This window comes from Mesorhizobium sp. B2-4-17 (assembly GCF_006441275.1).
Taxonomy (GTDB): Bacteria; Pseudomonadota; Alphaproteobacteria; order Rhizobiales; family Rhizobiaceae; genus Mesorhizobium.
Map to the genome: position 1 here is coordinate 14,528 of NZ_VFUX01000049.1, position 24,184 is coordinate 38,711.

Annotated in this window: 22 protein-coding genes and 1 pseudogene; 13 read left to right on the forward strand and 10 right to left on the reverse strand. The window is 62.5% G+C overall.

Translation table 11 applies throughout. The features are described from left to right. Window positions 1–891, forward strand: coding sequence for an HlyC/CorC family transporter (locus FJ548_RS27930; protein ID WP_140779583.1), 891 nt, complete (start codon window positions 1–3; stop codon window positions 889–891). A 33-nt stretch (window positions 892–924) separates the two neighbouring features. On the opposite strand, the gene FJ548_RS27935 is transcribed toward FJ548_RS27930, so the two are convergent. The 3 genes from FJ548_RS27935 to FJ548_RS27945 are packed head-to-tail and all read right to left on the reverse strand — an operon-like array spanning window position 925 to window position 5,760. Further along, window positions 925–2,469, reverse strand: coding sequence for a SpoVR family protein (locus FJ548_RS27935; RefSeq protein ID WP_140779584.1), 1,545 nt, complete (start codon window positions 2,467–2,469; stop codon window positions 925–927). An 11-nt stretch (window positions 2,470–2,480) separates the two neighbouring features. Further along, complete coding sequence (locus tag FJ548_RS27940) at window positions 2,481–3,791, reverse strand: YeaH/YhbH family protein (RefSeq protein WP_140691654.1); 1,311 nt, start codon at window positions 3,789–3,791, stop codon at window positions 2,481–2,483. Window positions 3,792–3,810: 19 nt separating this feature from the next. After that, window positions 3,811–5,760 carry a PrkA family serine protein kinase gene (locus FJ548_RS27945; RefSeq protein ID WP_140608687.1) on the reverse strand — a complete coding sequence of 650 codons (1,950 nt, stop codon included), beginning with the start codon at window positions 5,758–5,760 and terminating at the stop codon, window positions 3,811–3,813. Between the two features lie 175 nt (window positions 5,761–5,935). Here FJ548_RS27945 and FJ548_RS27950 point away from each other — a divergent pair, with 175 nt between their 5' ends. Together FJ548_RS27950 and FJ548_RS27955 are read left to right on the forward strand one after the other, a co-directional pair. Then, the gene (locus FJ548_RS27950) at window positions 5,936–6,736 is read left to right on the forward strand and encodes an alpha/beta hydrolase (protein WP_140691657.1); all 801 of its coding nucleotides are present in this window, start codon (window positions 5,936–5,938) and stop codon (window positions 6,734–6,736) included. Between the two features lie 184 nt (window positions 6,737–6,920). Further along, a complete protein-coding gene (locus FJ548_RS27955) occupies window positions 6,921–8,474 on the forward strand; it encodes an acetolactate synthase large subunit (RefSeq protein WP_140691660.1) in 1,554 nt (517 codons plus the stop codon). Between the two features lie 41 nt (window positions 8,475–8,515). Here the strand turns inward: FJ548_RS27955 and FJ548_RS27960 are convergent, their stop codons facing one another. After that, a complete protein-coding gene (locus tag FJ548_RS27960; RefSeq protein WP_140608681.1) occupies window positions 8,516–8,818 on the reverse strand; it encodes a BolA family protein in 303 nt (100 codons plus the stop codon). A 178-nt stretch (window positions 8,819–8,996) separates the two neighbouring features. On the opposite strand from FJ548_RS27960, the gene FJ548_RS27965 reads away from it, so the two are divergent. The 4 genes from FJ548_RS27965 to FJ548_RS27980 all read left to right on the forward strand — a co-directional run bounded on the left by FJ548_RS27965 (window position 8,997) and on the right by FJ548_RS27980 (window position 13,660). Further along, on the forward strand, window positions 8,997–9,626 hold the full coding sequence (locus FJ548_RS27965; RefSeq protein ID WP_140608679.1) for a J domain-containing protein: 630 nt from the start codon (window positions 8,997–8,999) through the stop codon (window positions 9,624–9,626). Between the two features lie 124 nt (window positions 9,627–9,750). Further along, the gene (gene cobS, locus FJ548_RS27970) at window positions 9,751–10,737 is read left to right on the forward strand and encodes a cobaltochelatase subunit CobS (protein ID WP_140779585.1); all 987 of its coding nucleotides are present in this window, start codon (window positions 9,751–9,753) and stop codon (window positions 10,735–10,737) included. Between the two features lie 11 nt (window positions 10,738–10,748). Further along, window positions 10,749–12,647 (forward strand): cobaltochelatase subunit CobT, encoded by a 1,899-nt coding sequence (cobT, locus tag FJ548_RS27975; protein ID WP_140691663.1) that lies wholly within the window; start codon window positions 10,749–10,751, stop codon window positions 12,645–12,647. Further along, window positions 12,644–13,660, forward strand: a complete 1,017-nt coding sequence (locus FJ548_RS27980) for an esterase-like activity of phytase family protein (RefSeq protein WP_140764448.1) — start codon at window positions 12,644–12,646, stop codon at window positions 13,658–13,660. Before cobT ends, FJ548_RS27980 begins: the two co-directional genes overlap by 4 nt. Before the next feature lie 108 nt (window positions 13,661–13,768). Here the strand turns inward: FJ548_RS27980 and FJ548_RS27985 are convergent, their stop codons facing one another. The 3 genes from FJ548_RS27985 to rpmB form a co-directional block, all read right to left on the reverse strand. Then, complete coding sequence (locus FJ548_RS27985; protein ID WP_140691668.1) at window positions 13,769–14,437, reverse strand: hypothetical protein; 669 nt, start codon at window positions 14,435–14,437, stop codon at window positions 13,769–13,771. Between the two features lie 3 nt (window positions 14,438–14,440). Then, the gene (locus FJ548_RS27990) at window positions 14,441–15,124 is read right to left on the reverse strand and encodes a queuosine precursor transporter (protein WP_140691670.1); all 684 of its coding nucleotides are present in this window, start codon (window positions 15,122–15,124) and stop codon (window positions 14,441–14,443) included. Between the two features lie 163 nt (window positions 15,125–15,287). Beyond that, on the reverse strand, window positions 15,288–15,584 hold the full coding sequence (gene rpmB, locus FJ548_RS27995) for a 50S ribosomal protein L28 (RefSeq protein ID WP_140608670.1): 297 nt from the start codon (window positions 15,582–15,584) through the stop codon (window positions 15,288–15,290). Window positions 15,585–15,842: 258 nt separating this feature from the next. Between rpmB and FJ548_RS28000 the strand changes: the two genes are divergently transcribed. The 3 genes from FJ548_RS28000 to FJ548_RS28010 are packed head-to-tail and all read left to right on the forward strand — an operon-like array spanning window position 15,843 to window position 18,280. After that, entirely contained in the window at window positions 15,843–16,631 is a 789-nt protein-coding gene (locus tag FJ548_RS28000) for a DUF3108 domain-containing protein (RefSeq protein ID WP_140608668.1), read from the forward strand. 42 nt (window positions 16,632–16,673) lie between these two features. Beyond that, on the forward strand, window positions 16,674–17,609 hold the full coding sequence (locus FJ548_RS28005; protein ID WP_140608666.1) for an EamA family transporter: 936 nt from the start codon (window positions 16,674–16,676) through the stop codon (window positions 17,607–17,609). Beyond that, complete coding sequence (locus FJ548_RS28010; RefSeq protein WP_140608664.1) at window positions 17,606–18,280, forward strand: lysoplasmalogenase; 675 nt, start codon at window positions 17,606–17,608, stop codon at window positions 18,278–18,280. The genes FJ548_RS28005 and FJ548_RS28010 overlap by 4 nt, the downstream gene beginning before the upstream one ends. On the opposite strand, the gene FJ548_RS28015 is transcribed toward FJ548_RS28010, so the two are convergent. Further along, window positions 18,277–18,705, reverse strand: coding sequence for a cupin domain-containing protein (locus FJ548_RS28015; protein WP_140608662.1), 429 nt, complete (start codon window positions 18,703–18,705; stop codon window positions 18,277–18,279). The genes FJ548_RS28010 and FJ548_RS28015 overlap by 4 nt on opposite strands. A gap of 123 nt (window positions 18,706–18,828) precedes the next feature. Continuing rightward, the gene (gene gloB / locus FJ548_RS28020; RefSeq protein ID WP_140608660.1) at window positions 18,829–19,596 is read right to left on the reverse strand and encodes a hydroxyacylglutathione hydrolase; all 768 of its coding nucleotides are present in this window, start codon (window positions 19,594–19,596) and stop codon (window positions 18,829–18,831) included. A 140-nt stretch (window positions 19,597–19,736) separates the two neighbouring features. Here gloB and FJ548_RS28025 point away from each other — a divergent pair, with 140 nt between their 5' ends. Both FJ548_RS28025 and FJ548_RS28030 read left to right on the forward strand, forming a co-directional pair. After that, complete coding sequence (locus FJ548_RS28025) at window positions 19,737–20,525, forward strand: methyltransferase domain-containing protein (RefSeq protein ID WP_140608658.1); 789 nt, start codon at window positions 19,737–19,739, stop codon at window positions 20,523–20,525. Between the two features lie 136 nt (window positions 20,526–20,661). Beyond that, on the forward strand, window positions 20,662–22,488 hold the full coding sequence (locus tag FJ548_RS28030) for an ABC transporter ATP-binding protein/permease (protein ID WP_140608656.1): 1,827 nt from the start codon (window positions 20,662–20,664) through the stop codon (window positions 22,486–22,488). Between the two features lie 91 nt (window positions 22,489–22,579). On the opposite strand, the gene FJ548_RS28035 is transcribed toward FJ548_RS28030, so the two are convergent. Beyond that, the gene (locus tag FJ548_RS28035; protein ID WP_140779586.1) at window positions 22,580–23,515 is read right to left on the reverse strand and encodes a glycosyltransferase family A protein; all 936 of its coding nucleotides are present in this window, start codon (window positions 23,513–23,515) and stop codon (window positions 22,580–22,582) included. 375 nt (window positions 23,516–23,890) lie between these two features. Here FJ548_RS28035 and FJ548_RS28040 point away from each other — a divergent pair. Continuing rightward, a pseudogene (locus tag FJ548_RS28040) lies at window positions 23,891–24,109 on the forward strand (DUF1330 domain-containing protein); the annotation flags it as partial. Window positions 24,110–24,184 lie beyond the last annotated feature (75 nt).

Sequence of the window (24,184 nt, forward strand, 5' to 3'; positions counted from 1 at the left end):
ATGGAGACCGGCTGGATCGTTGCCGCTGTCCTTGCCGTCCTCGTCCTGTTGGCCCTTGCGTTGCGCAAGAGCCTGCTGGCCGTGCTCGGCTACGAGCTGTCGCGCATCGAACCGCAGCGCTCGAGTGAGGCCGAATTGCGCGGCGCGGTCGACGATTTCCGCCGCGACGGCCAGGTTGTGCGCGAGGATCGCGACCGCGTGGGCGGCCTGTTCGATCTCGCAGAGCTCGAAGTCTCCGACATCATGGTGCATCGCACCAACATGCGCTCGGTCAATGCCGACAATGCGCCGGAAGCGGTGGTGCGCGAGATCCTGCAAAGCCCGCACACCTGCATGCCTTTGTGGAAAGGCTCGCTCGACAACATTGTCGGTGTGCTGCACGCCAAGGATCTGCTGCGTGCGCTGAACGAAGTCGGCAATGATTTTTCGCAAATCGACGTGATGAAGATCGCCTCGAAACCGTGGTTCGTGCCCGACACCACGACCTTGCAGGAACAGCTCAACGCCTTCCTGCGACGCAAGGCGCATTTCGCCGTCGTCGTCGACGAGTATGGCGAGGTCGAGGGACTGGTGACGCTGGAGGACATCATCGAGGAGATCGTCGGCGAGATCGCCGACGAGCACGATGTGGACATCCAGGGTGTCAAGCAGGAGGCCGACGGTTCGGTCGTCGTCGACGGCACTGTGCCGATCCGCGACCTCAACCGGGCGCTCGACTGGAACCTGCCGGACGAGGAGGCGACCACGATTGCCGGCCTCGTTATCCACGAGACGCAATCTATCCCCGAGGAAAAGCAGGCTTTCACCTTCCACGGCAAGCGCTTCATCGTCATGAAGCGCGACAAGAACCGGATCGCAAGGCTCAGAATCAGACCCGCGGCCGACGCTTAGACCAGGATTGTCGGATTAGGATCACGCTTACGCTCAGCAGTCCTTGGTCCAGCGTTCGCTGAGCGTCGCCCCCGTTTCGGCGTCGATCGCCACCAGGCTAACTTCGTAACCCCAGAGATTTCGGATGTGGCGAAGGGTTGCGTCGCGGCTTTCATTATCGAGCATGATGCCATTCTTCACCTTGTGCTGCAGCCGCAAATGCCTGTCCCCGAGCAGGGCCACGTCCACGACCTGGATATCCGGCCGGCTTGCACCCAAATCATAGCTCTGGGCCAGCGCGGCCCTTATCCTGTTGTAGCCGCGCTCGTTGTGGATCGAAGCGACCTCGTAGTGCGGTTGATCGGCTCCGTCGCCCAGCACGAAGAACCGCCATTTCCGGATCAGGGTCGGACTGAGATATTGGCGGATGAAGGATTCGTCGCGGTGATTGGCCCAGGCGTCGAGCAAGGTTTCAAGCCAGTCGCCACGGCCGGCAATGTCGGGGAACCAATCGCGATCCTCCGCTGTGGGTTCGGTCGAGATGCGCTGGATGTCCTGCATCATGTCCAGACCCAGAGCATAGGGATTAATGCCGGAAAACCGCGGGTCGTCGAAGGACGGCTGGAAGATCACATTCGAATGGTTGCGCAGGATTTCGAGCATGGCGCCTTCGCTGATGCGGCCACGGTCGAAAAGCGTGTTCATGAGCGTGTAGTGCACGAAGGTGGCGCAACCCTCGTTCATCACCTGGGTTTGCCGCTGCGGATAAAAATACTGGGCAATGACGCGGACGATCCTGACAATCTCACGCTGCCAGGGCTCAAGGACAAGGCTGGTTTTCTCAAGGAAATAAAGCAGGTTTTCCTCCGGCAGATGGAGCGATTTCTTCCGCTCCGACACGCCGTCTTCGCTGGTTTCGGTCTTGTCGTCCTCTTGCGAAGGAGGCAGCGTACGCCACAAATCGTTGTAGGAGCGTTCCTCGTATTCGAGGCGCTCTCGAAGCTCTTCGCGCTGCTGTTCCCCTGACGGCTTCGGTGGCCGATGATATCGGAAGACGCCCTGGTCCATCAACGCGTGGGCGGAATCGAGGATCGCCTCCACGGCGGCGAGGCCATGTCGTTCCTCGCATCGGGAGATATAGCTCTTGGCGAAGTTCAGATAGCTCAGAATCCCCCCTGCGTCCGTCCATTGCCGGAAGAGATGATTGTTCTTGAAGAAGTGATTGTGTCCAAGCGCGGCATGGGCCGTCACCAGGGCCTGCAACGCCATGGTGTTTTCCTCCATGAGGTAGACGATGCAGGGATTCGAGTTGATGACCAATTCATAGGCCAGCCCACGTCTGCCTTTGCGGTAGAGAAGCTCGTTGTAGAGGAAATGCTTGCCGAACGACCAATGCTGATACATCAGCGGCATACCTACCGAGGAATAGGCGTCGAGCATCTGCTCGGAGGAAATGACCTCCATCTGCACGGGGTAAACGTCTAGGCGAAGCTCTTCCATCCCAAGCGCTTCGATCTCGTCGTAGACCCGCGACAGTTTCTTGAAGTCCCAGTCCGCCCCGGAAAAGAGCAATTCGGATTTGCGCGCTGGAGTGCCCATCCGCCTTGTCCTCATGCGCTTTTGCGCAGTGCCGGCTGCCTGGCGAAGAGTTCACGAAAGACCGGATAGATATCGGCTGGAGCAGCAATGCGCTTCATCTGGAAATTTGGCCATTTTCCATCGACAGTGCTGTAGGCGCGCCAGAGCGAGGTCCCGTTTTCGGTCGAACCGAAAATATGGCTCTCGCGTTCGTCGATGATCTCCACATAGGCGAAATACTGGCACAGGCGCATGAGCTTGCCGCCGAGAAGCTCTATGCAGCGCTCGGAGTCGGTGGCGAAATTGTCGCCGTCGGACGCCTGGGCTGCATAGATGTTCCACTCCTTGGCCGGGTAGCGCTGTTCGATGATGCGATGCATTTCCTCAAGTGCCGTGGAAACGACGGTGCCGCCGCTCTGGGTGTGATAGAAGAACGTCTGTTCGTCCACCTCCTGGGCCTCATGAGTGTGTCGAATGAACACGATGTCCGTCCTCTCATAACGGCGCGTCAGGAACAGGTGCAGCAGCACGAAGAAGCGTTTGGCCAGATCTTTTTCGCGCTCTCCCATGGACCCGGACACATCCATCAAGCAAAACATGACGGCGCTGGCATTGGGCTGTGGCCGCGGGTCGAAACGATTGAAGCGGATGTCGACCGGATCGACATAGGCAACTCGCCTGCGGCGACGTTCCAGCCGGTCGAATTCCTCGCGCAAGGCCGCGATCCGCTCGCGCCTTGCCGTGTCGGGCGGTTGTGCTTCCAGTATGGCGATCTGCATGGCGATCGCGTCCAACTGCGCCTGTTTGGGACGCCGAAGCGCGATGCGGCGGCCATGGCTGTTGCGCATGGTGCGACCGACATTGATGTTGGTCGGCGAGCCGCTGGACGCGAAGCCCGCCCGCTTCGGCTTGAACGTGAGTATCTGCTTGAGATTGAGCTTGACCAGATCTGGCAGTTCCAGATCCTCGAAGAAGAGGTCGAGAACCTCCTCGCGCGACAGCACGAAACGAAAATCGTCTTCGGATTCCTTGTTTCCGGGAGCGGAGGAGCCCATGCCTCCCCGCCCGGGCTTGGGGATCAGATCCCCGGAAATGTAAGTCCTGTTTCCGGGCAGGACGTGCTGGCGTCGGCCGCTGTTTCCGGCATCGCTGAACACCGGCTCGCTGGTGTCCTTATGCGGCATGGGCACGGCATGCTCGCGGCCGACCTCAGCGATGCGGCCCTCGCGGACCTTGTCGCGGATGCTTCGCTTGAGTTCCTCGCGCGCGCGCTTGAGGAAGCGCTGGCGATTGCCCAGGCTCTTGTCCTTCGGATTCAGGCGGCGGTCGATGAAGATCGGCATGGAAGCGTTCGGGCTTGCCTCAACCCGCCTTGTTCACGCGCATGTACCAGTCGACAAGCCGGCGCACCTGCCGCTCCGTATAGCCGCGTTCCACCATGCGCTGCACGAATTCATTGTGGCGCTTTTCCGTGACACTGTCCTGCTTGGAGCCGAAGCTGATCACCGGCAGCAGGTCCTCGACCTGGCCGAACATGCGCTTTTCGATGACTTCGCGCAGCTTTTCGTAGCTTGTCCAGGACGGGTTGCGGCCATGATTGCGCGCCCGTGCCCGTAGCGTGAACTTGACCACTTCGTTGCGGAAGTCCTTGGGATTGGCGATGCCGGCCGGCTTCTCGACCTGCGACAATTCCTTGTCCAGAATCTCACGGTTGAGGATCTGTCCCGTGTCGGGATCCTTGTAGTCCTGGTCCTCGATCCAGGCGTCGGCATAGGCGATGTAGCGGTCGAAAAGGTTCTGGCCATACTCGCTGTATGATTCCAGATAAGCCTTCTGGATTTCATGGCCGATGAACTCGGCATAGCGCGCCGCGAGTTCCGACTTGATGAATTCGAGATAGGCAGCTTCCGTCTCCTTCGGGAACTGCTCGCGCTTGATCGCCTCTTCAAGAATATACATCAGATGCACAGGGTCCGCCGCGACCTCGTTGGTGTCGTAGTTGAAAGTCTGCGACAGTATCTTGAAGGCAAAACGTGTGCTTACGCCGGTCATGCCCTCGTCGACCCCTGCGGCGTCGCGATATTCCTGAACCGACTTGGCCCTGGGATCGACCTCCTTGAGGTTTTCGCCGTCATAGGCGCGCATCTTGGTGTAGAGCGGCGAATTTTCATGCGCCGCAAGACGGGTCGAGACCGTGAACCGGCTGAGAATGTCCAGCACCTCAGGCGCGCAGGGGCTGCCAGCCAGTTCGCTCTCGCGCAACAGCTTCTCGTAGATATGCCGTTCTTCGGTGATGCGCAGGCAGTAAGGCACCTTGACCACCAGAATGCGGTCGAGAAACGCCTCGTTGTTCTTGTTGTTTTTGAACTGCTGCCACTCCGATTCGTTCGAATGGGCAATGATGATGCCCTGATAGGGGAAGGAGCCGAAATTCTCGGTGCCATTGTAGCTGCCTTCCTGGGTCGCGGTGAGCAGCGGATGCAGGACCTTGATGGGCGCCTTGAACATCTCGACGAATTCGAGCAGGCCTTGCGTGGTCCGGTTCAGGCCGCCGCTGTAGGAATAGGCGTCCGGATCGGACTGGCTGAAATTTTCCAACTGTCTGATGTCGACCTTGCCGACCAGAGCCGAGACGTCCTGGTTGTTCTCGTCGCCGGGCTCGGTCTTGGCGATCGCGATCTGGCGCAGCCTCGACGGCATCAGCTTGACGACGCTGAATTTGGAAATGTCACCGGACAGTTCGTCCAGCCGCTTGGCCGCCCAAGGCGAGATAAGTCCGTTGAGGCGGCGCCGGGCTATCCCGTATTTATCCTCCAGCAGGTCGCCCATGCGATCAGGATGGAAAAGGCCAAGCGGGGATTCGAAAATCGGACTGATCTGGTTGCCGACCTTGAGCGTGTAGATCGGTCGCTCTTCCATCAGTTTCTTCAGCCTTTCGGCAAGAGAGGATTTGCCGCCGCCGACAGGGCCGAGAAGGTAAAGGATCTGCTTGCGCTCCTCCAGTCCCTGGGAGGCATAGCGGAAATATCCGGCGATCCGCTCGATCGTATCTTCCATTCCATAGAAGTCGGAGAAGGAGGGATAGATCTTGACGGTGCGGTTGGAGAAGATGCGCCCGAGCCGCTCATCCTTGCTGGTATCGACGAGGTTCGGCTCGCCAATCGCCTCGACCATGCGCTCGGGGGCCGAGGCGTACATCGACTTGTCTTCGCGGCAGGCCAGGAGATATTGCTGGAGACTGATCTCCTCCTGAGCCGCCTTGGTATAAATCTCTGAGAACAGATTGAAGACGTCAGACTGGTTCTCACCCATGATGCTTACCCTCAGAGCCGTTTTTGGCTGTCGAACGGCCACTTACCTATTCAACTGTCGGAACGCATTGTTGTTCCCTTCACATCAACGGGAGTACGTGCACTGCACATGAAACCGGGGATGCTGCCCATGCGTTGGACGCTCGCCATGGAACAGGAGAGATGGCGGGAGCACAATGATTGACCGACGAAGATTTGTCCTGGCTTCGATGGCGACGATGCTGCCACGGCGCGGGTCGGCCGCCTTGCGCGGCCCGGTGCCAAGGACCTTCGACTACGGGCCGGCCAAGCTCGACATCTATGCGCCCGATGGCGCCAGGGGCTTGCCGGTCGTCTTTTTCGTCCATGGCGGCACCTGGCAGTTCGGCAAACGTACGCAGGTGAACGCCAAGCCGGCCTTCCTGCTCGCCAATGGGTTCTGCTTCGTCTCGATCGACTACCGCATGCTGCCGCAAGCCGATGTCGCGACCCAGGCCGGCGACGTCGAAAGGGCCTATGCCTATGTCAGGGCCAACATCGCCCGGTTTGGCGGCGATCCCAGCCGTATTGTCGGCATGGGTCATTCGGCCGGCTGCCATCTGATTGCGTTGACCGGCATGCGCGGCGGATTGCCTGGCGTGGCGGCGCTCATCCTCGACGACACCAGGGCCTATGATCTTGCGGCGCTCCAGAAAAACGGCGGCATGGTGCGGGCCTATGCCCGGGTCTTTTCCGATCCTTCGCAATGGGCGGCATTGTCGCCGGCCAGCTATATCGATGGCCGCAAGCATCCGCCGACCTTCATCGCCTATTCCCGCGCCGAGGGTCGTCGCCAGGACTCCAAGGCTTTCGCCGAGCGCCTGCGCGCCACGGGCACGCAAGTGACGCTGTTCGACGGCAGCGCCTATACGCATATGTCGATCAACCGCGATTTCGGCGAAGACGGCGACGCGTTGACCGCCGCCGCGCTGGCGTTCCTGAAATCGACGGTCGGCTGATCCCTGCCGATTTCCGTCCGCCCCCCCTGTCACTGGATCATGCCAAAAGCGGCGGCGGGATATTGCCGCGCGGACGTCCGTGGGTGCAATTGCGCTATCTGTTTGTCTTGACGCAACTCCGGACGGAAAACCGCTTCACGCTTTTCCCGGAATTGCTCCTCGATCGTGAGCGGGAGAAAATTGCATGAACGGTGCCGATGTCCTGTGCGATGTGCTGCTGGCCAATGATGTGACGGTCTGCTTCGCCAATCCCGGCACCTCCGAGATGCATTTTGTGGCCGCGCTCGACCGCAAGCCTGAAATGCGCTGCGTGCTCGGCCTGTTCGAGGGCGTCGTGACCGGTGCCGCCGACGGCTATGCGCGCATGACCGATCGTCCCGCCGCGACGCTGCTGCACACCGGCCCGGGTCTCGCCAATGGGCTGGCCAATATGCACAATGCCCGGCGTGCGTTCAGCCCGATGATCAACATCGTCGGTGACCATGCCTCCTATCACCTGCCGCTCGACGCACCGCTCACCAGTGATATCGAAGGCCTTGCGGCGCCGATGTCCAAATGGGTTCGCCGCATCGAGGGGCCGGCCGATGTTCAGCCGGCGACGGAGGCGGCCTTTCGCGCCTCGCTCACGCCGCCGGGCGTCACGACGCTGATCCTGCCGGCTGATGCTGCCTGGGGCGACGCTGCGATGGCCTCGTCGGGCAAGGTCGTCCTTCCGCCGCCGCCTGCCGTCGGCATGGACGCCGTGCGCAAGGTCGCCGCTGCGATCCGGAGCGCTCCAGGCCGCGTCGGCATGGTCGTTCGCGGGCGGGCCGCACGGGCCGATGGGCTCGAGATCGCCGGCCAGATATCAGCCGCCAGCGATGTCCGTCTGTTCAGCGAGGTGCTGATCGCGCGGATGCAACGTGGGCGCGGGCGCGTGGCGCCGACACGCATTCCTTATCCAATCGATGCGGCGACGGGGTTGCTCAGGGATATCGACGTGCTGGTGCTGGTCGGCGCGCGAGAGCCGGTCGCCTTCTTCGCCTATCCGGGAAAACCCGGACGGCTTGTCAGGGAAGACTGCCAGGTGATGACACTCGCCGCCCATGGCGATGACCTGCACGCGGCGCTGGAGGCGCTCCGCGATGAGCTCGGTGTCAAGCCGTCGCGGCAGATGATGTCCGCGACCGCCCTTCCAGAGGAGGCAACCCCGAGCGGCAACCTGACGGACGATGCCATCGCGCTGTCGGTGGCGCGCAAGCTGCCGGACAACGCGATCGTCTGCGATGAGGCGGTTACCTCGGCGCGCCGTTTCTTCGCGCTGTCGGCATTCGCGGCGCCACACGATTACATGATGGGCACGGGCGGATCGATCGGCGGCGGCATTCCGATGGCGACCGGGGCGGCAATCGCCTGTCCCGACCGCAAGGTGATCAATCTCGAAGCCGATGGCAGCGGCATGTATACGGTGCAGGGCCTGTGGACGCAGGCGCGGGAAAATCTCGACGTGGTAACGATCGTCTTTTCGAACCGGACCTACGCAATTCTGCATGGCGAGATGCGCAATGTCGGCGTGAATGCCATCGGCGAGAATGCCAGGCGCATGCTCGACCTCGACCAGCCCGCGCTGGACTGGGTTTCGCTGGCCAAAGGTATGGGCGTGGAGGCGGCGCGCGCCGACACATGCGAGCGGTTCGATGCGCTCCTGGACAGCGCCTTGTCTCGGCGCGGTCCGTTCCTCATCGAAGCGCTGATCTGACCGTTTGCGAAAGGCGAGCCGTAGGTCGCCGGCTGAACGACCTACCAGCGGGTCTTTTCGCCGGGAGCCGCCGGTTCAATCGCCAGCGCATGCACACCGGCCTTCAATTCGTCGGCAAGCAGTTCGTTGACGGCGCGGTGGCGGTCGATGCGGCTCATGCCGGCAAAGGCGGACGCGACGACGCGGACGCGAAAATGCGTCTCGCCGGTACCGTCATAGGCACCGTGATGGTCGGAGCCATGATGGTGATGGCCGGCATGGAGGTGGCTTTCGTTGATGATGATCAGCCGCTCGGGCGAAAATGCCTTGTTGAGCTTGTCTTCCATGATCGCCTGTATGGACATCGCCATCTCCCTTCACCACATATGGCTGGTGCGTCAGCCTGGGGCCGCTGCAACGCTTCAACAAATAGATCGTTCGAACAAAATGGATCGTTCGTCCGCTTTTAAGCCGCGATTCAGCGGTTAGGGCGATGATCGCGAAAATGTCAATTCTTGTTTCGCATCTGCGAACGCCCCATAAATGGGTGAGATGAAGCCGTATCCCAAATATTTCGAGAAGATTCGCATCCGCCCGGAGAAGGACGCGGAGGTGAAGTCGCACTCGCCGATCTGCCAATGGGATGGCTGCAAGGAGCCGGGTACCCATCGCGCGCCGGTCGGGCGCATGAAGGAGGGCGAGTATTTCCGCTTCTGCTTCGACCATGTGCGCGAGTACAACAAGGGCTTCAACTACTTCTCCGGTGTGCCGGACACCGAGGTGGCGCGCTTCCAGAAGGAGGCGATGACCGGCCACCGGCCTACCTGGAAGATGGGCATCAACGGCGCCTCGACGCGTTCGTCGCCCGATATGGCGCAGATGCGCTCCGGCCGCGCCGGCTACTACAACCGCATGCGCGACCCGTTCGACCTGTTCAAGGGACCGAAGGACCCGCGCGAGGCGCGCGAGCGCAAGGCCAAGCCGCTTGAGGCCAAGGCGCTGGAAACGCTTGGCCTTGATACAAAGGCGACTGGCAAGGATATCAAGGCGCGCTATAAGGAACTGGTGAAGCGTCACCATCCGGATGCGAATGGCGGCGACAGAGGTTCGGAAGACCGGTTCCGCGATGTGCTGCAAGCCTATCGCGTGCTCAAACAGGCGGGCCTGTGCTGAGCGACCCTATGGTTTGTGTCGTTTTCCAACTTTCATAAGGGTGGAAAAGGCTCTAAGACCGCCCCCGAACAAAATCGATTGCCGGCGAAACGGGACGTTTCGCCCGTGGGAGACGTTGAGAGATATGAACAAGGTCGATCGCGACATTGCCAACCTGCCCGACACGACGGTGTCGGTGAAGGAGAAATTCGGCTTCGACTCCAAGATGGTGGTACCGGCCTATTCGGTCACCAGCGAGCATGTGCCCGATGTCGATCCCGACTATCTGTTCGACAAGGCGACGACGTTGGCGATCCTCGCCGGCTTTGCCTATAACCGCCGCGTCATGGTCTCGGGCTATCACGGCACCGGCAAGTCGACCCATATCGAGCAGGTCGCGGCGCGCCTCAACTGGCCCTGCGTGCGCGTCAACCTCGACAGCCACGTCAGCCGTATCGATCTTGTCGGCAAGGACGCGATCGTCGTCAAGGACGGGCTGCAGGTCACCGAGTTCCGCGACGGCATCCTGCCCTGGGCCTATCAGCACAATGTCGCGCTCTGCTTCGACGAATATGACGCCGGCCGTCCGGACGTGATGTTCGTCATCCAGCGCGTGCTGGAATCGTCGGGCCGGCTGACGCTGCTCGACCAGAGCCGGGTCATCCGTCCCCATCCGGCGTTCCGGCTGTTTTCGACCGCCAATACGGTCGGCCTAGGCGACACCACCGGCCTCTATCACGGCACGCAGCAGATCAACCAGGCACAGATGGACCGTTGGTCGATCGTCACCACGCTCAACTACCTGCCGCACGACAATGAAGTGAACGTCGTGCTGGCCAAGGCCAAGCACTATCGCGACGGCAAGGGCAAGGACATCGTCAACAAGATGGTGCGCGTCGCCGACATGACGCGCTCGGCCTTCATCAATGGCGATTTGTCGACCGTGATGAGCCCGCGCACCGTGATCACCTGGGCCGAAAATGCCGAGATCTTCGGCAATATCGGCATGGCGTTCCGGTTGACCTTCCTCAACAAGTGCGATGAGCTCGAGCGCTCGGTGGTTGCCGAGTTCTACCAGCGCGCCTTTGGCGAGGATCTACCGGAGAGCGCCGCCAACGTGGTGCTGGGCTAAGCAGAGCCTCGATGGCGGGTCCAGGCGACAACACGCGCAACAAGTCGAAGACGGGGTCTGAAGCCGACAGCTTCAAGCGCGCCGTCACCGTCTGCATGCGCGCCATTGCCGGCGACAAGGACATGGAAGTCGGCTTCGCCAAGGACAGGCCGGCGCTGGCCGGCAGCCGCGCGCGTTTGCCAGAGCTGCCGAAGAAGGCGTCAAAGACCGATATCGCCATCACCCGCGGGCTCGGTGATTCCATGGCGCTGAAGCGCGCCTGCCATGATGTCCGCATCCACACCAAGCTGGCGCCGGAAGGCAAGGCAGCCCGTGCCGTCTATGACGCGGTCGAACAGGCCCGCGTCGAGGCGATCGGCAGCCGCGCCATGCAGGGCGTCGCCGACAATATCGGCTCAATGTTGGAAGACAAATACGCCAAGGCCAACCTCGTCGACGTCAAGGACAAGGCCGACGCGCCGATCGAGGAAGCGCTCGCGCTCATGGTGCGCGAGAAGCTGACCGGCCGCGCCATTCCGAAGAGCGGCGAGCGGCTGGTCGAACTCTGGCGGCCCTGGGTCGAGGAGAAGGCAAGCGCCGATCTCGACGGGCTTTCGGCCAAGCTCGACGACCAGCAGGCCTTTGCCCGCGTCGTGCGCGACATGCTCGCCTCCATGGAAATGGCGGAGGAACTCGGCGACGACCAGGAGACGGAAGACTCCGAGGACAATGACGACAACCAGCCGCAAGGCGAGGAGCAGAGCGAGGAGGGCGGCGAGGACGATTCCGGCTCCGAGCAGTCGCAATCCGAGGACGCCGAGGCGTCCGCCGACGACGAGCAGTCGGCAGAGACGGAAGCCTCCGATGCCACCGCCGACGATCTGTCGGACGATGACGATGCCGATGCCGAGACGCCTGGCGAGGCGCGGCGCAACGACAATCCCTTCACCAACCTGCCGAAGGAAATAGACTACAAGGTCTTCACCACCGCTTTCGACGAGACGGTCGGCGCCGAGGAGCTTTGCGAAGAGGAAGAGCTCGACCGGTTGCGCGCATTCCTCGACAAGCAGCTCGCCAATCTGTCCGGCGTCGTCGGCCGGCTCGCCAACCGCCTGCAACGCCGCCTGATGGCGCAGCAGAACCGGTCGTGGGATTTCGACCTGGAAGAAGGCTATCTCGACCCGGCGCGGCTGGTGCGCATCGTCATCGATCCGATGCAGCCGCTGTCCTTCAAGCAGGAGCGCGACACCAAGTTCCGCGACACGGTGGTGACGCTGGTGCTCGACAATTCGGGGTCCATGCGCGGCCGGCCGATCACTGTCGCCGCGACCTGCGCCGACATCCTGGCGCGCACGCTGGAACGTTGCGGCGTCTCGGTCGAGATCCTCGGCTTCACCACAAGGGCCTGGAAGGGCGGACAGGCGCGCGAGAAATGGCTGAAGGACGGCAAGCCCCCCAACCCGGGCCGGCTTAACGATCTGCGCCACATCATCTACAAATCCGCCGACCATCCGTGGCGGCGGGCGCGGCGCAATCTCGGCCTGATGATGCGCGAAGGCCTGCTCAAGGAAAACATCGACGGCGAGGCGCTGCTGTGGGCACACAACCGCCTGATCGCCCGGCCCGAACAGCGCAAGATCCTGATGATGATCTCGGATGGCGCGCCGGTCGACGATTCGACGCTGTCGGTCAATCCGGGCAATTATCTCGAACGCCATCTGCGCGCCGTCATTGAACTGATCGAGACGCGCTCCCCGGTGGAGCTTTTGGCCATCGGCATCGGCCATGACGTCACGCGCTATTACAGGCGCGCCGTCACCATCGTCGATGCCGAGGAACTCGCCGGCGCCATGACCGAGCAACTGGCCTCGCTGTTTGCCGAGGAAAGCGCGCGCGACACGCGGCGCGGCGGCATCCGGCGCGCCGGATGATCCTTTCGCAGGGCGGCTTTCGGCAAACGGTTTTCGCCGCTTGCGCGCTCGCCAGTGTGGTCTTTTCGCCGGCCAATGCCAGCGGGCCGGCTTCGGTCGAGGTCTCGGCAAGACCAATAAGCCAGTTCAGAATAGGACATGACGAGAAACAGTTCGGTCCGCTCGAATTCGTCGGCGGACTGGAGATGACCTCGCCATCGCGCGATTTCGGAGGGCTGTCGGCTCTTCGTTTCCTGAAAGCGGGCGGCGATTTCATCGGCGTGGCCGATACCGGCTACTGGTTCTTCGGTACGGTGGCCCGCGACGCCGACAGGCGGCCCGTGGGCATCCAGAACTTCCGCATGCAGCAGATGGTCGACCAGAACGGCCAGCCTGTCGACGAGAAATCGGAAGTCGATGCCGAAGGTCTCGCGGTCAAGGACGGCGTCGCTACGGTCGGTTTCGAGCGCAATCACCGGATCGCCCAGTTCAACGTCGATCCCAGCAATATGAAGGCGTCATTCAAACAGCTGGACTTCCTGGTTCCGGTGCAGGAGTTGCGGCAGAACCGCGGCTTCGAGACCGTCACCCATGCCAATGCCGGCGGTCGGCATCAAGGCAGTCTGGTCGTGGTCTCGGAAAAGAGCCTCGACAAGGCAGGCAATATCTATGCCGCCATCATCGAAGGACCGCTCAAAGGCGTCTTCACCGTCACGCGCAATGGTGATTTCGACATCACCGATGGCGCCTTCCTGCCGGATGGCGACCTTTTGCTGCTGGAGCGCAGTTTCACGATGGAGGGCGGCCTCAGGATGCGTCTGCGACGCATCCACGGCGAGAGCGTCGAGAAGGGTGCCGTCGCCGACGGGCCGGTGCTGCTGGAGGCCGACATGGGCTACCAGATCGACAATATGGAAGGGCTCGATGTCTGGACCCGCGATGACGGCGCGTTGATGGTGTCGCTGATCTCCGACGACAACCACTCGATCCTGCAGCGCAACCTCTACCTGGAATTCATCCTGTACCAGAATTGAGCGGCGCACCTTTCCTCTCCCCCGTCGATCTGGGGAGAGGTGTCGAGCGTAGCTCGACGGAGTGGGGAGCGACGGTTCATCAGAGAGTTACGGACGCGCCCTGTCAGGTCACTGCCCGTTGGTGGCTATCCAGATGACATGGCGCGCGCCGCGCTTCCCGTTGGCGCGCGTCTTGACCTCGTCGACGGCGAAGCCGGCCTGCTTCAGCCGGCGTGTGAAACCGCTGTCGGGGCCTTGCGACCAGACTGCCAGCACGCCGCCTGACTTGAGCGCCGCGCGTGCCGCTCCAAGGCCGGCCGCGCCATAGAGACTATCATTGCCCTTGTAGGCGATGCCTTCCGGGCCATTGTCGACATCGAGCAGGATGGCATCCCAGGCGCCGGATCGTATCTCCTGCCCGACATCGCACTCGCGGATGGTCACGCGGGGATCGTCGAGGCAGCCGGCGAAAATTCCTGCCATCGGGCCGCGCGCCCAGGCGACGACAGCCGGCACCAGCTCCGCGACGACGATTACGGCATCATCGGGCAGTTCGGCAAGCGCGGCGCGCAAGGTAAATCCCATGCCGAGCCCGCCGATCAGGATTCGCGGCCGCCGATGACCGGCAATCCTGGAGCAGGAGAGTTTTGCCAACGCCTCCTCGGAGCCGCTCAGCCGGCTGTTCATCAGCTCGTTGGTGCCGAGCATGATCGAGAATTCGGAACCGCGCCGTTTCAGCCGCAATTCCTGTCCGCCGTCCGGCGTTTTTGCCGAATCGAGCTGGACCCAGGGGATCACGGCCTAGACCACCGCGACGGCCGGCTGGCTCCAGCGGGCGGCGAGCAGCCGGTAGGGGATGAGCGCGACCACGGCGATGATCAGCTTCACGCTGAGGTCGCCGAGCGCCCAGGAAACCCAGCGCATGGCCTCGACATGGAAGACACCCATCAGCGGCGCCGTTTCGAGCGCAAAGCTGTCGTTGGGGCCGGTAAAAGCGAAAGCGGCCGAGAACGCGACGGTGAAGAAGACCATGGTGTCGAACACCGAGCCGACCAGCGTGCCGACGGTTGGCGCCCGCCACCAGCTCTGCCGGCGCAGCCGGTTGAACACAGTGACATCGAGCAATTGCGCGGACAGGAACGCCGCGCCCGAAGCCGCCGCGATGCGCACCAGCCGGTCGGCGGCGGTCTCGAATTCGATGAAGCCGTGGCGGAACAGGAAGGGCGGCACGAGGATGGAGCAGACCACCGCCGTCATGAAGCCGACAAAGACGATCCTGCGCGCCACGGCGGGTCCGTAGCGGCGGTTGGCAAGGTCGGTGACCAGGAAGGAGAAGGGATAGGTGAAAGCACCCCAGGTGAGCAGATCGGCCAGCGACAGGCCGCCGATCCGGCCCTGCATGGGGAACTGCACAAGGATGTTGGACGCCACGACGACAAGCGCCATGGCGGCCACGAAGGGCAGGTATCGCGAAAAGGAAGGCATTTTTTTATCCTGGGTAATGGAACCAGCGGAGCGTTTTGCCGAAAGACCGGATCACGCTCGCTTTGTTCGAGCATCGAATCCGTCAACCGCTTCGCGGTTGCGATCCGATGCTCAAGGCCAACGAGTGGTTGGCCGGGCGGTCGTCCCCCGCCTGAAAGACGAATTAAGCAGCAGCCTGCTCGGCGATCTTCTTGGCGATCTGCTTCTTCAAGAGGCGCGCGCGCTGCGAGAGTTCCTTGACGTCGGCCTTGGCCAGGAAGGCATCGAGGCCGCCGCGATGTTCGACCGAACGCAGCGCATTGGCCGAGATGCGCAGGCGCACATTCTGGTTCAGCGCTTCCGAGATCAGCGTCACGTTGACGAGGTTCGGCAGGAAGCGACGCTTGGTCTTGTTGTTGGCGTGGCTCACATTGTTGCCGGTCTGGACTGCCTTGGCAGTGAGTTCGCAGGTGCGGGACATGGTTTTAACCTTCAGTTCTCTCGTGACCTGCCAAACCTTTGTGCCCACGCCGGGTGGCGCGCGGTTCTGGTCAGGCGGCCTTATGGAAAAAGTTGGCGTTCCATAGTTGCATTTCGCCAATGCGTCAAGCTCCGGTCCTGCGCGCAAGCGGCATGCATTTCACATTAAGGCCGGAATTCACCCTATAAGCCGTTCCATAGGGACATGCCAAGCCGGGTTGCCCGCCTCCGGCCGAAAAGATCGAGGACCGATCCTGCCATGCTTCGTTCGACTTCCGCCCTTGCCGCCATGCTTGCCATCGCCTTGCCATCGGCTGCGTCCGCCGGTTCGCCGCAATCTTTCAAGGGCGAGTACACGGTCTCATTTCTCGGCCTGTCGATTGCGAAATCGACCTTTTCCAGCCGCTATGAGAACGGCGTCTATTCGATCAACGGCAGCGTCTCGGCGGCGGGTCTCGCCAGGCTGTTCGACGACACGCGCGGCACGATCTCGTCCAAAGGCACGATTTCGGGCCAGAAGATGGTGCCGCAGGCGTTCCGCGCCGACTACACTTCGGGTAAGAAGGCGTCATCGATCGACATCCGCTTTGCCAATGGCAATGTGACCTCGACGCAGGTCATCCCGGCGCCGGGCAAGCGCGACCCCAACAACTGGGTGCCGCTCGGCGCCGGCGACCTGGCATCGGTGCTGGATCCGATGGCCGCGACCGTCATCCATGCCGACAGTCTCGACAAGGTCTGCGGCCGCACCGTGAGGCTTTACGACGGCGAGATGCGCGCCAATCTGACGCTGAGCTATGCTTCGAAAGGAACGATCTCGGTGCCGGGCTACAAGGGCGATACCGTTACCTGCCGAATGGGTTTCCAGCCGGTGGCAGGCTACCGCAAGGGTCGCAAGGCGCTCAACTATCTCAAGGATAAGAGCCGGATGATGGTGACGTTTGCGCCACTCGGCCAAACCGGGGTATATGCGCCGATCCACGCCACGGTTGGAACGCAGATCGGCACCTTGACCATCAGCGCCAGGCGTTTCGAAGCGGTACAATAGGCACGCTCTCAGGATAGAAGAGGGCGCGCCACGGGAGACGGAATGGCGCGCGCTACACTGATCGGTTTTTCGGCGGTCGCCATGTGGGCCCTGCTGGCGTTGCTTACCGACGCGTCCGGCAAGGTGCCGCCGTTTCTTCTGTCGGCGATCACATTCTCCATCGGCACCGGGGTCGGGCTTGTCGCGCGGCTGTTCATGCCAGCCGCCGACAAGAGCCGGAAGATCCCGCCGCAGGTCTGGCTGGTCGGCATTGCCGGCCTGTTCGGCTACCACTTCTTCTATTTCACCGCGCTGCGTAACGCGCCGGCGGTGGAGGCAAGCCTGATCGCCTATCTGTGGCCGCTGCTTATCGTGCTCGGTTCGGCGCTGATGCCGGGCGAGAAACTGGCCTGGAACCATGTCGTCGGCGCGCTGCTCGGCCTTGCCGGCACGGTGCTCATCGTCACCAAGGGCGGCGGCCTCGCCTTCGATGCGCGCTACAGCTTCGGCTATGCCATGGCCGCCGTCTGCGCGGTGCTGTGGTCGTCCTATTCGCTCCTGTCGCGGCGCTTTCCGTCGGTGCCGACCAGCATCGTCACCTGGTTCTGCGCGGCGACCGCCGTACTGTCGCTCGTCTGCCATCTGGCGCTGGAACAGACGGTGCTGCCGGACGGCGCCGGCCAGTGGCTGGCCGTGCTTGGGCTCGGCCTAATGCCGGTGGGCGCGGCCTTCTACGCCTGGGACATCGGCGTCAAGCGCGGCAACATCCAGGTGCTGGGTGCGGCAAGCTATGCGGCGCCGCTGCTGTCGACGCTGGTGCTGATCGCGGCCGGCGTCGCCGAGCCGTCGCTGCGCATCCTCGCCGCCTGCGTGCTCATCACCGGTGGCGCGGCCCTGGCGGCAAAATCGCTGTTCCTGCGCAAGTCGGCGGCGGCCGAGAGCGGAGCCAAGGCATCCGAGAGCGGAACTGGCGCATCCGAAGGCGGAGCCCGGGCATGATCATGCCGTTTGCCGGCGGCATCGACGCCAATGCCAATGCGACGCTGATCTTCTCGCTGGTGGCGGCGGTGATCTACGCCTTCACATCAGGCACGTCGCCGACGCTCGCCCGCTCGGCGGCAAAGACGCTCGCCGTCGCCATGCTTGCCGTGCTCGCCGCAATGCAGGGCGGCCCGCTGATGCTGGTCGCCGCCCTTGCGCTCAGCGCGGTGGGCGATGCCTTCCTGTCGCGCGATGGCGAAAAGCCGTTTCTCGGCGGGTTGGCGAGTTTTCTCGCCGCCCACATCATCTACATCGTGCTGTTCCTGCGCAGCGGCGGCGGGCTGGATGTGCTTGGCGCCGAATCCTGGCGGGGCGCGACCGCACTGGCAATGGCTGTGTTCGCGATCGTCATGCTGGCCGCGCTCTGGCGCCGCGTCGGTCCCGGCCTGCGTCTTCCGATCGCCGTCTGTGTCGTGGCAATCCTGGCGATGGGCATGGCGGCGCTGACGACAGGCAACGCCTGGGTGATTGGCGGCGCCGTGCTGTTCATGGCATCGGACGGGCTGCTCGCCACGGAAAAATTCCTGGTGGCGGCCATCTCGCCGCATCGGGCGTGGATGCGTTTTGCGGTATGGGCCTTGTACTATGCCGCCCAGCTCGCAATCACACTCGGGTTCCTGCTGGGCTAAAGGCGCGTCGGCTGCCAGCCCGGTTCAGCCAGTTCGAAGGCGGCGAAATCAAAGCCCGGCGCGACCGTGCAGCCAACCAGGGTCCATTCGCCCAAGCTGCGCGCCGATTGCCACCAGCCCGCCGGCACGACGATCTGCGGCCGTTCGCCCGCCGCGAGGTCGATGCCGAGAACCTGCTCGATCAGGGCACTGCCTTCTTCCCACATCGACAATGCCAGCGGCGCACCGGCATGGAAATGCCAGACCTCGGCGGCGTCCTTGACCCGGTGCCAGGCCGAAACCTGATGCTGCTCCAGCAGGAAATAAATGGCGGTCGAATGGCCGCGCGTGCCGCCGGCTTCATCGCGAAAGGTCTGCGTATACCAGCCACCCTCGGGATGCGGCTTCAGTCCGAGCGTCGCGATGATTTCCGCTGAGCTGTTCATCTGTCGAAGGCTAAAGCGCGTCGCGTTGAAACGGATCGATGCGGCGCGTTTTAGGTCCTTGTTTTTTATGCATGTCGTTTCCCAAAACCAGGTCACTTTTGGGCGGCATGCATAGCACGGCGCTCAGAAATTGTCCTTGCGCTTGCGGATCTCGGCGAACACCTCGGCATCTCCAGCCCTTTCCATACCGAGATGCTTGCGAATCGCCGGATCGTGCCAGCGCAGGAAAGGATTGGTCGACAGTTCCTCGCCGATCGTGGTCGGCAGCGTCGGCTTGTTGTCGACGCGCAGCGCCTCGATCCTGGCGGCGCGCTCCTTCAAAGCCGAATTGGTCGGGTCGATGGTCAGCGCGAAACGGGCGTTGGCGAGCGTGTATTCGTGGCCGCAATAGATTGTTGTGGCAGCAGGAAGTGCGGCAAGTTTCTTTAGCGATTCGTACATCACCGGCGGCTTGCATTCGAACAACCGCCCGCAACCCAGCGCAAACAGCGTGTCGGCTGTGAACGCCACCGTCGATGCCGGCAGATGATAGGAGACGTGGCCGGCGGTGTGGCCGGGGGTGGCGATCACGTCGATGCGTTCATCGCCGAGATGAATCACGGAACCCTCTTCGACCGTTTCGTCGATGCCGGGAATCTTGGCTTTTTCCGCCTCCGGGCCGACGATGCGCAGCTTGAAGCGCTCCTTCAGCGCCAGATTGGCCTCGACGTGGTCGAGATGATGATGCGTGGTCAGGATCATGGTGGGCGTCCAGCCGGTGCGCTTGATCGCTGCCAGGATCGGCGCTTCTTCGGGCGCGTCGATGATCGCTGTCTGTCCGCTTTCGGGATCATGCACCAGAACGCCAAAATTGTCGGTGCGGCACATGAACTGTTCGATTTCGACCGCCATCGCATCTCTCCATTTTGTTGCCGCAGACATAGGGCGCCGGCGCGCCGATGTCATGTGGGAAGCACCGAACAAAATCCGCGATCCCAGACGCCTCGGGACCTTTTGTTGAATCCGGCCGATATCACGGCTACATCCCTGAAATGCATTCCGACATCGTCGATCTTCGCTCCTTCTATTCGACAACGCTCGGCCGGTTCGCCGAGCGCTCGATCACCATGGCGCTGTCGTCCATATGGGCCGCCGTGCCCAATGAACGGCTGGTCGGCCTCGGCTATACCTTGCCCTGGCTGGAGCGTTTCGGCGTCGATGCCGAACGGGTCTTCGCCTTCATGCCGGCGACGCAGGGCGCCGTGGTCTGGCCGGCGATGGGGCCGACGGCGACGGCCCTGGTCTTCGACGAGGAACTGCCGCTGGTCGATTCCTGCATCGACCGCATGCTGCTCGTCCATTCGCTCGAACATGTCGAAAATCCGCGCGAGACGCTGAATGAGATCTGGCGGGTGCTGTCGCCGGCGGGCCGCGTCGTCATCGTCGTACCCAACCGGCGCGGTGTCTGGGCGCGCTTCGAGCATACGCCGTTCGGCAATGGACGGCCTTTCTCACGAGGCCAGCTGACGGAATTGCTCCGTGAGGCGAATTTCACGCCAGCGGCCTGGTCGGATGCGCTGTTCTTCCCGCCGTCGCGGCGGCACTTCATGATGCGCTTCCACAATGTGCTGGAGCGCGTCGGCCGGCGGCTGTGGCCGATCTTTTCCGGCGTCATCGTCGTCGAGGCGCAGAAGCGGCTCTATCAGGGTGTCCCGGTGGTCCAGCGCGCATCTCGCCGCGTCTTCGTGCCGGTGCTGTCGCCGCATGGTGCGACGCGGCTTGGCCGCCGGGCCGGCGCGGAGGGTGCGGCCTCGCCGGCTCGCCGGGTGAAACCCTCGTGATCATGGTAGAAACGCGCGCCGCGCGACCTTTCCCGGCCTATCTGTCGTGGTCAACGCGCAGCCTGGTTGATATTCGGATGCCTTCGGTTTTCTTCATCTGGTTTCAGCGTCGCTTCTGAACGCAAGGACATTGGGTATGGCTGATCAACCAGACAACGCTGTCCACTCCCGGCCGGTGGTTGCGGCCGTCGAAACCAGCAGCCTGCGGGACCAGGTGATGACGATCAAGCAGGCGCTGGTGGGATCGCCGGTTCGCGAGTGGTTGCTGTGGATTTCGGTCGGCATCATGGCCGTCATCATCGCGACGTCGGTTGGCCAGGTCCTGCTCAACCGCTGGAACCAGCCCTTCTACGACGCGCTGGCGCGCAGGGACATGGCGGCCTTTCTGCACCAGCTTCTTGTCTTCGCAATGATCGCTGGCGGGCTTCTGGTGTTCAATATCGGCCAGACGTGGCTCAACCAGATGATCCGGCTGAGGCTGCGCGAGGCGCTGACGCTGGACCTGATCGACCAGTGGATGCGGCCGGCGCGCGCCTTCCGGCTGGCCAATGCCGGCGCCATCGGGGTCAATCCCGACCAGCGCATGCAGCAGGATGCGGCGCATCTTTCCGACCTGTCGACGGATCTCGGCGTCGGCCTGCTGCAGTCGCTCATCCTGCTCGTGTCTTTCGTTGGCGTGCTGTGGGAGCTGTCTTCGGGCTTTGTGTTTCACGTCAACGGCTGGTCGCTGGCCATACCGGGCTACATGGTCTGGGCCGCGTTCCTCTATGCCGGCACCGCCTCCTGGCTGAGCTGGCTGGTCGGGCGACCGCTGATCCATCTCAACAGCGACCGGTACACAAGGGAAGCGGAGCTGCGCTCCTCGATGGTGCGCGTCAACGAGAATGTCGATGCCATTGCGCTGTACCATGGCGAGGCCGACGCCAAGCGGCGGCTCGAACTCGACCTTGGCACGGTGCTGGGCGCCATGCGGCGCATCTATACCGCCCAGATCAACCTGTCCTGGGTGACCGACACCTATGGCTGGATTACCTTGGTGGCGCCGATCCTCGTCGCCTCACCGGTCTATTTTTCGGGCGATATCAGCTTCGGCGGGCTGATGATGGCGGTAGGCGCCTTCAACCAGGTCCACTCCTCATTGCGCTGGTTCATCAACAACATCGGCAGCATCGCGGATTGGCGCGCCACGCTGATGCGTGTCGCCGACTTCCGCATCGCGCTCGTCGAGACCGATGCGCTGCATGGCACGGAAAAACGCATCACCTTCAGTGAGAACGCGAATGGCAGCATGACTTTCGAGAATCTCCAGGTGGCCTCGCCGGAAGGATGCGCCAAGCTTGCCGACCAGCATGTCGAAATCCGTACCGGCGAACGTGTGATGATCACCGGCGAGCCGGGCGCCGGCAAGACGCTGTTCTTCCGTGCCATTGCCGGCCTGTGGCCTTGGGGAAGCGGGAAGATCGGCATGCCGGCGGGAGAAGCCCCCATCTTTGTGCCGCGCGTCCCGTATTTTCCGGCCGGCACGCTGCGCGAGGTCCTCGATCATCCGAACGGGGTTGCTCCGGCCAGCGATGCCGAAATTTCGGCGGTGCTTGCCGAAGTCGGTCTCGGACGACTGTCGTCTTCGCTGGATCGGTCGGCCCGCTGGGAGCGTGAGCTGGGCGATGACGAACAGCGTTCGCTTGCCTTCGCAAGGCTCGCCTTGCGCAAACCGAAATGGGTCATCATTGACGAAGCGATGGACGCGTTCGATGGCCCCACGCTGAGGCGGGTGTTGTCGGTGCTGGAAAAGCATTTGCCGGAAGCGGCCATCCTTAACATCGGGCGCGGCCAGCACAACAATCAGTTCTTTCCGCGCGGCTTGGCAATTGTGAAGGATTCCGGCGCGCCTGCGCTGAAGCCTGCCCGCGTCAGGGCTGGCGCCATCGAACCGCCGCCTGTCGCCACCCGCCGCAAGAAGTAGACTGCTTTCGGACCTTGACCGGTAGGTTCGCGGGGACTCCTTGTGCATGTCGTTGCCCCAAAGTCCGCTGGTCGTTTTGGGCGAGAGGCAATCAGGCAGGCCGGGCGCCAAAGGTGTCGCGAAACTCATTGTAGAGATCGCGGCGCCAGCGCCGGCCACAGACATAACCGTTGACCAGTTCCGGCAGCGAATAGCCAAGCGCCTTCGACGAGCGGTTGGCCATGTAGCCCTCGAATGCCTCCGGTATCCGGCCCCTGAGAATATCGGCAATGATCTGCCGCGAAACCATGTAGGGCGGGATGTGCGGATAGGCGTGGGCGATATACGGATGCTTGTCCATCAGGTTCGCATAGGCTTCGACATAGCCGCCGCGACGGCGCGAAATCGAATTCTGCGAATTGTATTTCGTCCAGTCGATATCCCCGGACAATTGCGCGCCGCACCGCCGCGCCAAGCGCAGCAGCAATTCCCGGTCCTGCATCCGGGTGATGTCGCTGTCATAGCCGCCGATTGCCAGCAAGGCCTCGCGGCGGGCGGTTATCGCGGAACCGGCGAGGAAGATCGTCTGCGCCACGAGCGTCCGCTCGAGCATCATGGGGCTCACGAAGGCCTCGGGGTTGACGCAGTTGGTGGCGCGGCCGCTCTTCACGGAAACATATGAGCTGATCAGCACTTCGAGCGCCGGATCTTCATCGAATCGGGCCAGGGTGCGCGCAAGCCGATGCGGCAGGTAGACGTCGTCGGAATCAAGGAATGTCACCACCGGTGCCCGCGCACGCTCGATTCCAGCATTCCTCGCGGCGTTGGCGCCTCGCCATTTCGCGCCGACATAGATCAGCCGCGGATCGCTGATGCGGGCCAGCGCCTCCTCCGTGCCATCGGTGGAACCATCGTCGACGACGATATGCTCAAGCCTCGGCATGCTCTGGGAAAGCACGCTCTCCACGGCGTGCAACACCGTTTCGCGCCGGTTGTGGGTCGGCGTGATGACCGTAATGAGGGGAGAGCACTCCATCTTCCCGGTCATGCCGCGTCAGCCGGTTCCAGCGCAAAAATGCGCGTCCTGTCTGTTCCTTCGATCTTCAGGATGGTCGAATGGATCGGATGTCCCTTTCCGTGACCTTCATCATATTCGTTCGAAGGGTACAAAAACCAGCCGCCCATGTCACCCCATCGCACCGAGGCTCAACCCATGAGGAGTGATGAATTCCGTGCCGAGCGCTTCAAGTGCAACACCATCGCCGCTCGGCATGTTTGCGAACCGCCGATACGAAGATGTCGCTGCCTGTCGCGGATCGCCTCTATTCTCCATGACGTCAGAGGTAATCGCTTCGCCGTCGATGTTGGGGCAGATTGGTCCTTGCGAGGCCGGTCGCTGGCCTCGACCAGAGGGAGTTATGTCATGACCGCCTATGCTGTTGCCCATATGCGCCAAGTCAAGATGGGGCCGCAGATCGCCGAGTATCTGCACAGGATCGATGCCACGCTGGAGCCTTTCGGCGGCCGGTTCCTGATCCATGGCGGCGATGTGGAGGTGGTCGAGAACGACTGGCCGGGCAACCTCATCATAATCGAGTTTCCCGACAGGCAACATGCGCGCGGCTGGTACGACTCGCCCGCCTAGTCACCTGAATCTGAAGTTCGGTTCATTGTCTTCTGGCAGAAGCGCTTGACCGACGCGAGGATTTGGTCGGCG

What these genes read in the sequence shown, in the direction of transcription:
- FJ548_RS28005 (WP_140608666.1), top strand. Translation starts at nt 16,674, where the DNA reads ATGGCGCGCGCTACACTGATCGGTTTTTCGGCGGTCGCCATGTGGGCC.
- cobS (WP_140779585.1), top strand. Translation starts at nt 9,751, where the DNA reads ATGAACAAGGTCGATCGCGACATTGCCAACCTGCCCGACACGACGGTG.
- FJ548_RS27935 (WP_140779584.1), bottom strand. Translation starts at nt 2,469, where the DNA reads ATGGGCACTCCAGCGCGCAAATCCGAATTGCTCTTTTCCGGGGCGGAC.
- FJ548_RS27965 (WP_140608679.1), top strand. Translation starts at nt 8,997, where the DNA reads ATGGGTGAGATGAAGCCGTATCCCAAATATTTCGAGAAGATTCGCATC.
- FJ548_RS27990 (WP_140691670.1), bottom strand. Translation starts at nt 15,124, where the DNA reads ATGCCTTCCTTTTCGCGATACCTGCCCTTCGTGGCCGCCATGGCGCTT.
- FJ548_RS27960 (WP_140608681.1), bottom strand. Translation starts at nt 8,818, where the DNA reads ATGTCCATACAGGCGATCATGGAAGACAAGCTCAACAAGGCATTTTCG.
- rpmB (WP_140608670.1), bottom strand. Translation starts at nt 15,584, where the DNA reads ATGTCCCGCACCTGCGAACTCACTGCCAAGGCAGTCCAGACCGGCAAC.
- FJ548_RS28010 (WP_140608664.1), top strand. Translation starts at nt 17,606, where the DNA reads ATGATCATGCCGTTTGCCGGCGGCATCGACGCCAATGCCAATGCGACG.
- gloB (WP_140608660.1), bottom strand. Translation starts at nt 19,596, where the DNA reads ATGGCGGTCGAAATCGAACAGTTCATGTGCCGCACCGACAATTTTGGC.
- FJ548_RS27950 (WP_140691657.1), top strand. Translation starts at nt 5,936, where the DNA reads ATGATTGACCGACGAAGATTTGTCCTGGCTTCGATGGCGACGATGCTG.
- FJ548_RS27955 (WP_140691660.1), top strand. Translation starts at nt 6,921, where the DNA reads ATGAACGGTGCCGATGTCCTGTGCGATGTGCTGCTGGCCAATGATGTG.
- FJ548_RS28000 (WP_140608668.1), top strand. Translation starts at nt 15,843, where the DNA reads ATGCTTCGTTCGACTTCCGCCCTTGCCGCCATGCTTGCCATCGCCTTG.
- FJ548_RS28025 (WP_140608658.1), top strand. Translation starts at nt 19,737, where the DNA reads ATGCATTCCGACATCGTCGATCTTCGCTCCTTCTATTCGACAACGCTC.
- FJ548_RS28035 (WP_140779586.1), bottom strand. Translation starts at nt 23,515, where the DNA reads ATGACCGGGAAGATGGAGTGCTCTCCCCTCATTACGGTCATCACGCCG.
- FJ548_RS27980 (WP_140764448.1), top strand. Translation starts at nt 12,644, where the DNA reads ATGATCCTTTCGCAGGGCGGCTTTCGGCAAACGGTTTTCGCCGCTTGC.
- FJ548_RS27940 (WP_140691654.1), bottom strand. Translation starts at nt 3,791, where the DNA reads ATGCCGATCTTCATCGACCGCCGCCTGAATCCGAAGGACAAGAGCCTG.
- FJ548_RS28030 (WP_140608656.1), top strand. Translation starts at nt 20,662, where the DNA reads ATGGCTGATCAACCAGACAACGCTGTCCACTCCCGGCCGGTGGTTGCG.
- cobT (WP_140691663.1), top strand. Translation starts at nt 10,749, where the DNA reads ATGGCGGGTCCAGGCGACAACACGCGCAACAAGTCGAAGACGGGGTCT.
- FJ548_RS27945 (WP_140608687.1), bottom strand. Translation starts at nt 5,760, where the DNA reads ATGGGTGAGAACCAGTCTGACGTCTTCAATCTGTTCTCAGAGATTTAT.
- FJ548_RS27930 (WP_140779583.1), top strand. Translation starts at nt 1, where the DNA reads ATGGAGACCGGCTGGATCGTTGCCGCTGTCCTTGCCGTCCTCGTCCTG.
- FJ548_RS28015 (WP_140608662.1), bottom strand. Translation starts at nt 18,705, where the DNA reads ATGAACAGCTCAGCGGAAATCATCGCGACGCTCGGACTGAAGCCGCAT.